The 5,674-nt window shown below is 33.3% G+C and carries 3 protein-coding genes, 1 pseudogene and 1 CRISPR repeat array; all 4 genes and pseudogenes read right to left on the bottom strand.

Annotated features, from left to right (window positions below; all coding sequences use genetic code 11):
* Window positions 1-133: 133 nt before the first annotated feature.
* Window positions 134-690: direct repeats of the CRISPR family, unit length 35 nt; unit sequence GTTTCAACTTTTGAGGATTAACAAGCTTCTAAAAC.
* A gap of 27 nt (window positions 691-717) precedes the next feature.
* A complete protein-coding gene (gene csn2 / locus KI210_RS08500) occupies window positions 718-1,386 on the bottom strand; it encodes a type II-A CRISPR-associated protein Csn2 (protein ID WP_212781458.1) in 669 nt (222 codons plus the stop codon).
* Window positions 1,383-1,688: a CRISPR-associated endonuclease Cas2 gene (cas2, locus tag KI210_RS08495; RefSeq protein WP_212781457.1), complete on the bottom strand. Its 306-nt coding sequence runs from the start codon at window positions 1,686-1,688 to the stop codon at window positions 1,383-1,385. Before cas2 ends, csn2 begins: the two co-directional genes overlap by 4 nt.
* Window positions 1,666-2,572, bottom strand: a pseudogene (cas1, locus tag KI210_RS08490) (type II CRISPR-associated endonuclease Cas1). Before cas1 ends, cas2 begins: the two are co-directional and overlap by 23 nt.
* A 65-nt stretch (window positions 2,573-2,637) precedes the next feature.
* On the bottom strand, window positions 2,638-5,565 hold the full coding sequence (cas9, locus tag KI210_RS08485; RefSeq protein ID WP_212781456.1) for a type II CRISPR RNA-guided endonuclease Cas9: 2,928 nt from the start codon (window positions 5,563-5,565) through the stop codon (window positions 2,638-2,640).
* Window positions 5,566-5,674: the final 109 nt, after the last annotated feature.

Genomic DNA, 5,674 nt, shown 5'->3' with positions numbered 1-5,674 from the left:
GTGGTAACAGAAAAAGATCCATATAGTATCTAAACTAATACTATACGGATCTTCAATTCAAGCTCATATCAACCCTTATCAACAGGATTTGACAAAGAGCCATTTTTATAAGCCTGGGGACCAGAGCAAAATCATTTCAACTTTTGAGGATTAACAAGCTTCTAAAACAGCTAAAATCAACAAAAGCACCGTCAATGATGTTTCAACTTTTGAGGATTAACAAGCTTCTAAAACGCTTTCTTCCCAGTCTAAAAACACCCAGCGGTTTCAACTTTTGAGGATTAACAAGCTTCTAAAACGCAAATTTGGAGCAGTAAGGGTGGAAAAGCAGTTTCAACTTTTGAGGATTAACAAGCTTCTAAAACTGTCCAGCCTTAACGTAATATTTGCCTTTTGTTTCAACTTTTGAGGATTAACAAGCTTCTAAAACTGTCCAGCCTTAACGTAATATTTGCCTTTTGTTTCAACTTTTGAGGATTAACAAGCTTCTAAAACGTCGGGGAAGAGTTTTCCTACGATTAAGACGTTTCAACTTTTGAGGATTAACAAGCTTCTAAAACGCTATTTTGCAGATTGCAGAGTGCTCACAAGTTTCAACTTTTGAGGATTAACAAGCTTCTAAAACTCGGCTTGTTCCAAAATACGGCGGATCACAGTTTCAACTTTTGAGGATTAACAAGCTTCTAAAACTGATTATTCTTAATTAATCTATCAGTTTCAGTAGAAATCCACTAAATCTTTGTCAATATAATAAAAATTAGTCATATCTTTATTACAATTCCAACTTTTATCATTGTACTCAAGAGTAATGATTCCTTGACCTGTTTCCTCAACCAATTTTTTTAGTTCTAGAATTTGTGTATTATCAAGATAATGCGAAAGATTACAGAAAACTAAAATTGTTTCTAAATTTAAGCATTGATGTATCTTGATAACATTTTCAATTATACCATATGGCTTACATGGGGCAGAATTTACTAGCTTTAAATCTGAAAATTTGAAAAGCTTTTTTAGATCTAGGTCGGGTGCCACTTCTAACGGTAAATCCGACATAAATAGTTCTTCTTGAACCAAAGTTTTGAGTTCATCCCATTTATGAAAAATCTTAGTTCGCTGCGCATCAGTTAAGTCTGAAACCATTTTTGTATATATCTTGGTCATATATTTTTCATTTATGTGGCTATTTAAAATTGGATCCTCTAGCCAGTCAATAATTTTATTTGCTTCTAGTCTCTTGAAATCATCAGAGATATATTCGATGCTATCTGAATTTCCTTGAAAACTGCTAATGAACTCGTAAAAGACAATTGGACTACTCGTACAAATTATATTCAATTTTTTAGGGTCTATATCCATGGTTTTATGTGCTAAATAAGAAATTTTCACAGTATCACCGTCCTATCTGATGAGTTACGAATATCATCTATAGGTTCGCCCAACAAAAAATGCATATCATTATATTGTTTTTCAGTTAACATCAATGACTGAACGACTCCGCTGCTAGGAAGATAATTTCTTATCCTTTTTTCTAATAAGCGTGCCGTTGTGGAATTAGAACATACTCTTACATAAACTGAGTATTGTATCATTACAAAACCTTCGTTTATGAGTTCCTTTCTAAAATGTCTATATTCTTTTCTTTCTTCGGCGGTTTCAGTTGGTAAGTCAAATATTATCATCAATCGCATTATTCGGTACCTCATCGACTAAGCTCATCTCGATCCTAACTTCTTCAGTTTTTCCATTTAAAAAGTCCAAACATTTATGAACATGTTCATTTACGGCTTCTGATAAATGCATTTTCCGTCCATTGTATTTGATAATTAAACTTTGTACCTCAACTAGGCCATATTTAATATCGGGGGTTAAATTTCCCAGACGCTTATGTCCCGCAACCCAATAATCAATGAATGGACGAAAGGGTTCCATCAGATCGGAGCCTAAATTCATTTCTAACCGACGAGTGATGAATCCCCATATACGTTTGACATCCCTCTAAAACTATTTTCCGATTAACAGCAGAAAGGAGTATTGAATAGCCATAATTGAGTGCTCCATTTATTACTTCTTTTTCATTTCTTCTTTTAAACTTTTGCCCAAAGAGATCTGAAAAGTATTTTCGAGCGGCTGAGGCTTCTTTGTTTGTGTAATCATTAAATTCCAACTTGTTCAACTCAGCTTGAACATCACAATATTCTTTATCATAGTTTTTTAGAACCAAAATTTGATTTGTTATCTTGGCAGCTACAATTTTGGTCCACAATATTTGTTTTCGATGTTCATCCCAATTTAACTGATTAATTAGAGTCTGGTAATTACAATTATTTGCATAATAATTGACTGTTTCACTAATTGGCTCTTTTTTCTCATCTACAAAAATTATTTTCACTCCTTGCTTTGCTAGTTCACTAATCAAGGCGGATGAAATCATAGCTTGTGTTGTAGAAACTAATAATATATTTATATCAGATACAGGTATTTGGTAGGTACCTAAAGAAGTTTGCGCAACCATATTGTTGCAAGAATATGACAATTTAGAAAAGCCTGTAATTATAACGTTTCTCCATCCCATAGCATATCTTCCTTTCTTTTATACGTATACAAAAAAGCAAAAGGAAAGAATCCTTTTGCTTTTGCTTATAAATCTGAGATTTTAACTCTTCGTTCAAATAAACCTGTAGGTGATTGGTAAACTAAAATTGCATTTTCCGATAAGTTTATGCCTGAGTTATTTTGAACAATCCCAAATCTCGCTAAATTTAATCCCTTCGGACAATTCTTGGATTTTTTAGAATATTTCAAGCTTGATAAAATAAATTTTATGGCAAGTTCCTTGTCTGAAACTCCTAGACTTAAAAAGTTATTTCTTTGACTCTCTAATTTTTCTATGTTCCTACCGTTTTTATAAAAAGAGTTGTAAGTTTTTACATTATTTAAAATTTCATCAAAGAGGTTATCCAGGCGCTGACTAGCTGACTTTCCTTCGTCCACGTACTTATGTTTTTGATACTTAGGGTCATCAACCAAATCCGCTAAGGTTTTTATGCCTGTTTTTGAAAGTACCACCTGTGATTTGCTGGCACGATAAACAGAACTTTTTAGTAAAAACCTTTCATTGCCATCAATAATAAACTGTTTTTTTGGTACTCTACCAACAATGATCTTAACTTCCTTTACTCCTTTCCCCTTTAAACTCGGAGCTATCAATTCCTCTACTTTCCTTCTATACTTTTCAGAATCTTTCTCAGCTTGTAAAGTTGACAAGTATCGAACAGGAACTCCAACTACTTTATACGTTACAGATTTATTTGTAACAATTTTGGCAATAGCTAAATGAGCATACTTTTTGCCACTGTATCCGCCATAAATATCTGTAGGTCGATTTTTAGCTCTTGGAATATATGATTTTGTATTTTCTTTCAACCTATCAAGTCTTGGATATAAGGTCTCATCAAACAATTTGCCAGTTTCATACTCAACTTTACGTACTACGTTCATATACTTGAAATTATACGCACGTTTTAATTTATGAATGATATCACTCTTACTAAAGACTTTATTAGTAGTACCTGACACGCAAATATCATCCTTTTCCGAAGTCGTTAAACCATACAAGAAGTTAAACTTGTGAATTTCTTTCTTGGTATCCTTATCAGGATTATTCTTTAATTTCATGAACTGGCCATAGACAAAGTAACGACGCATCCGAGGATAAACTTGATATAAATAATTACCAACAACTGTTGTCAAATAGGCATCAATTGCATGGTGATAATCATTCAGTTCTCGACTCTTGTATAAATCAAACTGTTTTCTCAAAACAGAGTTATATTTTGCCTTTACTTCAATAATTTCACTGCTAGGATATTCTGCTTGCAGAATATTAGCAACCAATTTGATCACTTGGCTGGTCTCGACTAATTGACGATTGATAAACCCTTCAGCTGCATATTTAGATATTTTTTCTGGGTCAGTAACTAAATTATTAAATTTTTTCTTAGTAATTAAGCCTGAATCTAACCAGCGTTTCCACATCTGGCGAATGGTACAGTCTAAACCTTTCGCCTTATTATTTCCAAAAAGTTTTACCGGTACAGCATCAGATTTGCCGTTATTAACTGCACGACTGACCAGAACCCGATTATCAAGTGAATCATCTACAATAAAAGATTGGGGCATTATATGATCGATATCATAGTCGTTTAACCGATCGACATTAATTGCTTCACCGGTATACGCATCCCTACCTGCTTGCAAGAAGTATAAGAACAATTTATCTTTTAATGACTTAGCATCATTAATCTGAGCCACTAAATCCTTCTTGCTTTCGGACGTGATTATATCATCAGCAACATTGTCATAGATTTTTAGCAGCTGTGACTTACGTGTTTTGGTCAAATCACTAGAATTACTCTCTTCTCTAGCGAACTCAATAGCAATTTGAGCTGGCTTTTGGCCTCCCATTGCCCTGGTAATGTCATCAACCACTTTAACTACTTGACGGATTGCCTTTTTATTTTGAGGTGAAGTATAAGCCTCGCTCAAAATATCTTCCATATCGTAATCTTTCACGTAAGCCTGATTAGCTTCTTCGATCTTAGCCTTAAAGTCAGGAGAAGAAATAATCTGATTAAAGTTTTGTGTGCCATTCCGCAAAGCCATCAAAAGATTTTGTCCATTTTCATCAACAATCTCCGTCAACAGCTTATGTGAAAGTCGACCCCAACCTTGATATCTAAGATTTGCAACTTTTTTCTTTTCATCTTCAGAAAGCCAACTTATTTCATTTAACTTTCGTTTGACTATATTTTTATCTTCGAAAATTGTCGACCATTCAATAATCTTTTCAAAATCGCTGTGATACTTCTTATCATCAACTTTATCCGAAAATATCTTCTTTAAGTCGATATATGTCGAATACGTACTAGTAAATTTCTTATCTGCCATTCCAGACAAAGATGGGCTAGTTTGGAATTTGGTCCTCAGCCAATTCTTCAATTCCCTTTCAGAAACAGTCTTCTTTTTCTTAAATAAGGTATCGAAAATTTCTTGTTTTTCCGCTCCACTCAGTGGTCTGTTATTTACTCGTAAATTTGACAATTCATTAAAGACTGTGAATTCTTGATACTCTAAACTAAATCTAGGCAATACATCTTCAGCTAACAAATACGTATCCTTAGTGGTCATACGTCTAATGAAGTTTTCGGCTGACTTATCAATATTTACTTTTTCACTAAAATTCCACGGAGTAATAGCCTCTGTATCATTTGAGTTTTTCCTTACCATCCAGGCAAAACTGGTATTTTCTTTACTTATCTTAGAATTATGCGAATCAACCATTGGTCCAATATAGTAAGGAACTCTAAACGAAATCAATTCGTCTAATTTATACTTTTCTTTAATTAAAAATGGATAATATTTCCCCTGTTTCTCTAGAATCTTATCTAGTTCAATCTGATGCAATTGATAAGGGATTATACCATTTTTATTAGTTCTTTGCTTTGGTAAGAATTTACCCTCTTTAATTTTTGCCAAAATAGTTTGACTTGCCGAACTATCATCCAAATTTTTCTTTCGTAAATTGCAATAATAAATTGAACATTTATACTGCTTGATAGATATGATCTAATTCTTTCTCAAAGATTTCATCTGGAGTATGATATGCCAAGATCTT

Source organism: Lactobacillus corticis, assembly GCF_018327645.1.
Lineage (GTDB): Bacteria > Bacillota > Bacilli > Lactobacillales > Lactobacillaceae > Lactobacillus > Lactobacillus corticis.
Note: the sequence above shows the minus strand (reverse complement) of the source record. Positions and strands in the feature narration are given on the sequence as shown.